4 protein-coding genes are annotated in these 3,854 nt (G+C 71.7%); 1 reads left to right on the top strand and 3 read right to left on the bottom strand.

Annotated elements, in window-relative coordinates:
• Positions 1-915, bottom strand: a 915-nt coding sequence (locus GKQ77_RS29360) for a serine/threonine-protein kinase (RefSeq protein ID WP_372460016.1), incomplete at its 3' end; no start/stop codon positions are given.
• Positions 916-1,128: 213 nt separating this feature from the next.
• Positions 1,129-1,974, bottom strand: a complete 846-nt coding sequence (locus tag GKQ77_RS29355; RefSeq protein ID WP_219692147.1) for a VOC family protein — start codon at positions 1,972-1,974, stop codon at positions 1,129-1,131.
• Between the two features lie 157 nt (positions 1,975-2,131).
• On the opposite strand from GKQ77_RS29355, the gene GKQ77_RS29350 reads away from it, so the two are divergent.
• Positions 2,132-2,779, top strand: a complete 648-nt coding sequence (locus GKQ77_RS29350) for a TetR family transcriptional regulator (protein ID WP_219692142.1) — start codon at positions 2,132-2,134, stop codon at positions 2,777-2,779.
• A 96-nt stretch (positions 2,780-2,875) separates the two neighbouring features.
• Here GKQ77_RS29350 and GKQ77_RS29345 read toward each other — a convergent pair.
• Positions 2,876-3,854 (bottom strand): acyl-CoA dehydrogenase family protein (locus GKQ77_RS29345; RefSeq protein ID WP_219692140.1); only part of this gene is annotated, 979 nt, incomplete at its 5' end.

The raw sequence follows: 3,854 nt of genomic DNA, 5'->3' as shown, positions 1-3,854 counted from the left end.
GGCCGGGGGCCTGCCGCCCCTGCGGGCCTCGATGAGCGCGACGGCCCGCTCGGGCAGCCACGCGGACGCCGTGCCGCTGTCGTCGTTGTCGGCGCTCTCGGAGGCGAAGAGGTGCGGGGCGAGCTGCGCCTGGAGGTCGGCGGGGCTTGGCCGCCGCGCGGCCTCCATCTGCATGCAGGACTCGATGAGGGGCCGCAGCTCGTCGGGGAGCCCTTCGAGGTCGGGGCCCTCCCTGAGCAGCATGAAGACGGTCTCGACGGGGTTGGCGCCGTGGAAGGGGGCGTGGCCGGTGGCGGCGAAGACGAGGGTGGAGCCGAGCGAGAACACATCGCTCGCGCCGGTCACGCTGCGGGAGTCCTTGGCCTGTTCGGGTGACATGTACGCGGGGGTGCCGACGGCGACGTTCGTCATGGTCAGCCGCGTGTTGGAGACGCCGGACGCGATGCCGAAATCGATGACGCGGGGCCCGTCCTCGACGACGAGAACGTTCGACGGCTTGAGGTCACGGTGGACCAGGCCCGCGCCGTGGATGGACTCCAGGGCCTCGGCCACCCCGGCCGCGAGCCAGCGCACGGCCTGGGTGGGCAGCGGCCCGTGCTCATTCACTATTTCCTCGAGCGAGGGCGCGGGGACGTACGCGGTGGCGAGCCAGGGCACGGCCGCCCGCGGGTCGGCGTCCACCACGGCGGCCGTGTAGAAGCCGGATACGGCACGCGCGGCCTCGACCTCGCGCGTGAAGCGGACGCGGAACAGCTGGTCCTCGGCGAGCTCGGTCCGCACCGTCTTGATCGCCACGCGCCGCCCCGACGCGGAGCGCGCGAGATAGACCAGACCCATGCCACCGGCGCCCAGCCTGCCGAGGACCTCGAACGGGCCGATCCGCCTCGGATCGTGCTGCGTCAGCTGATCCACCACTTGCCCTGCCACCTCCCCGTACGCGGCCGCCGAAGAAGACAGCCCCGTGCAGCGTCTCACCACCCGAGCCGCTACGGCGGCACGCACCCTGATTCTTCCTGTCCGAGGCGGCCGTGGCGAACCCGGGGCGGGATCGGGGTGTCTCGGGGTGTCTCAGGGTTTCTCGGGGTTTTGCGGGACAAAATCCCGCCTCCCCCTCCGCCACCCCGCGTATCAGTCCTCCAGCACCGCGAAGGTCGCCCCTTGGTTGTCCCTGAGGACGGCGACGCGTCCGTACGGGATGTCATGGGGCGCCAGCTGCACCCGTCCCCCGAGCCGGGCGACGGCGGCGGCCGTCGCTTCCGCGTCGGTGACGTTGAAGTAGACGAGGAAGTGCGGGGGCGTCTCGGGCCTGCTGTACCCGTCGGTGGCGGGCGACATCACGCTGCGCCCGCCGACCGCCGTGTCGGGCCCGGCCGGGGCGCCGGGCGGCGACCAGGTGCGGAAGTCGATGCCGCCGAGGTCGAGGTCGAGGACGCCGTAGCCGAAGAGGTTCTCGTAGAAGGGGTCGACGACGGTCTTGTCCCGCGAGTACACCTCGGCCCAGCAGTAGGACCCCGGCAGCCGGCTCTTGCCGAAGCCCCGGTGGCTGCCGCCCTGCCAGAGCCCGAAGACGGCGCCCTCGGGGTCGGCGGCGAGACCCATGGTGCCGAAGGGGCCGACGGGCATGGCCTCCCTGACCATGGAGCCGCCCGCCCCCTTCACCCGTCCGGCGAGCGCGGCCGCGTCGGGGGTGGCGAGGTAGACGGTCCACACGGTGGGCATGCGCCCGTCGGTCTTGGGCGCGAGCGCGGCGACGGGCAGGCCCTCGCTGTACGCCTGGGTGTAGTGCCCGTACTCCGGGCCCGGGTCCTCGCCGAAGGTCCACCCGAACAGCTCGCCGTAGAACCGCTTGCCGCCCTCGACGTCGGGGAGCATCGCGTCGACCCAGCAGGGCACGCCCTCCGCGTAGCCGCCCTCGTGACCGCCCTCGTAGCCGCCCTCGTGGCCGCCCGCTGTGTCCTGTTCTGCGTAGTCCATGCCAGCCAAGCTAGCGGGCCGCCCCGGGCCCCGCAGCGCGTGGATTCGAACATTTGGTCAATTGTTACGGAGTGGGCGCCGGGCCGCTCTCACGCGCCCCAACCCCATTTGCACTCGGCCGAATCGCGCTCCGATCACCCCTCGGTAAGCTGACGGCATGACAGGACAGGTACGTACCGTCGACGGCCGCGTGGCCGGCCGACGCGGTCAGGCGACGCGTCAGAAGCTGCTCGACTGCCTCAGCGAGATGCTCAGCTCCTCGCCCTACCGGGACGTCAAAGTCATCGACGTCGCCCGGAAGGCGGGGACTTCACCCGCGACCTTCTACCAGTACTTCCCGGACGTCGAGGGCGCCGTCCTGGAGATCGCGGAGCAAATGGCCGCCGAGGGGGCGGAGTTGACCCAGGTGCTCGACGGGCGCACCTGGGTCGGCAAGGCGGGCTGGCAGACCTCCCAGGATCTCGTCGAGGGCTTCCTGGACTTCTGGCGCAAGAACGACGCGATCCTCCGGGTCGTCGACCTCGGTGCCGCCGAGGGCGACAAGCGCTTCTACAAGATCCGGATGAAGATCCTCAACTCGGTCAACAACTCCCTTACGGACACCGTCAAGGAGCTGCAGTCCAAGGGCAAGGTCGACAAGGACATCAGCCCGGCGGCCATGGCGGGCTCCCTGGTCGCGATGCTCGCCGCGGTCGCCTCGCACCAGCGGGGGTTCCAGACGTGGGGCGTCAAGCAGGCCGAACTCAAGCCTAATTTGGCCATGTTGGTACATTTGGGCGTTACCGGCAAAAAGCCGGCCAAGTAGCCCTTTCGGGCTTCCGCTCTCCCGCCCTCCCGTTTCCCGAGTCCTGTCAGCCCTGCGGCGGATCACTGTGGTGGTCCGCCGTTGTGGTCTCCGGGGTCAGAGGGTGTCGCCCCTTCCTGCGGGTGTGTGGGGGCTGGGCGCGCAGTTCCCCGCGCCCCTAACGGGGCGCCTCGTGAACAGGCCCGCGCGGTCCGCCGCTCGGGACCTCAATTGGTGTACTGGGCCGAAGAGGAGGTCGTCGGCTGCGGACCGTTTGAAGTACAGGTGCGCCTCGTGCTCCCAGGTGAAGCCGATGCCGCCGTGCAGTTGTACGGCCTCGGACGCGGCGGTCCGCAGTGCTTCGAGGCCTTGCGCCAGCGCCAGGCCCCCCGCCCGTTCGGCGGTCTCGGCTCCGGTCGCCCACGCCGCGTAGTACGCGGCCGAGCGCGCGGCCTGGATCTGTACGTACACCTCGGCAAGGCGGTGCTTGACCGCCTGGAACGAACCGATCGGGCGCCCGAACTGCTCGCGCTGCCGCACATGGTCGAGGGTCCGTTCGAGCGCCCGGTCCGCGGCGCCGACGGCCTCGGCGGCCAGGACGGTCGCGGCGACATCCCCGACGGCGGCGAGCGCCCCCGGCACATCGGCATCCTCAGCGCCCAGCAACTCCGCCTCCACGTCGCGCAGTTCGACGCGCGCCTGGGCGCGGGTCTCGTCCAGGGCGGTCTGCCGCGCCCGCACCAGGCCGGGGGCTCCCTCGCGTACGAGGAAGAGGAGCGTACGGGAGCGGGCGTACCCTCCCGCGTGCGCGGCGACGACGAGCAGCCCCGCGCTGTGCCCATCGAGCACCTGCTCGGCCTGCCCGTACAGCCGCCACGCCCCGTCGCGGATCCTGGCCTGCACACCGCCCGCGCGACCACCGCCCGCCCACTCCCCGCGGTTGTCGTCGATGAGACCGAGGGCGGTGGTGAGCCCGGCGCCGGCTACGGCGAGGGCGGCGGTCAGTTCTCCGGCGGCGAGCCGGGGCAGCGTGGTGGCGCGCTGCTCCTCGGTGCCGAGGGCGAAGATCAGGGGGGCGGCGAGGACGGCGGTGGCG

Origin of the sequence: Streptomyces anatolicus (genome assembly GCF_019400875.1) — a bacterium.
Classification (GTDB): Bacteria; Actinomycetota; Actinomycetes; order Streptomycetales; family Streptomycetaceae; genus Streptomyces; species Streptomyces anatolicus.
Note: the sequence above shows the minus strand (reverse complement) of the source record. Positions and strands in the feature narration are given on the sequence as shown.

What these genes read in the sequence shown, in the direction of transcription:
- GKQ77_RS29355 (WP_219692147.1), bottom strand. Translation starts at nt 1,974, where the DNA reads ATGGACTACGCAGAACAGGACACAGCGGGCGGCCACGAGGGCGGCTAC.
- GKQ77_RS29350 (WP_219692142.1), top strand. Translation starts at nt 2,132, where the DNA reads ATGACAGGACAGGTACGTACCGTCGACGGCCGCGTGGCCGGCCGACGC.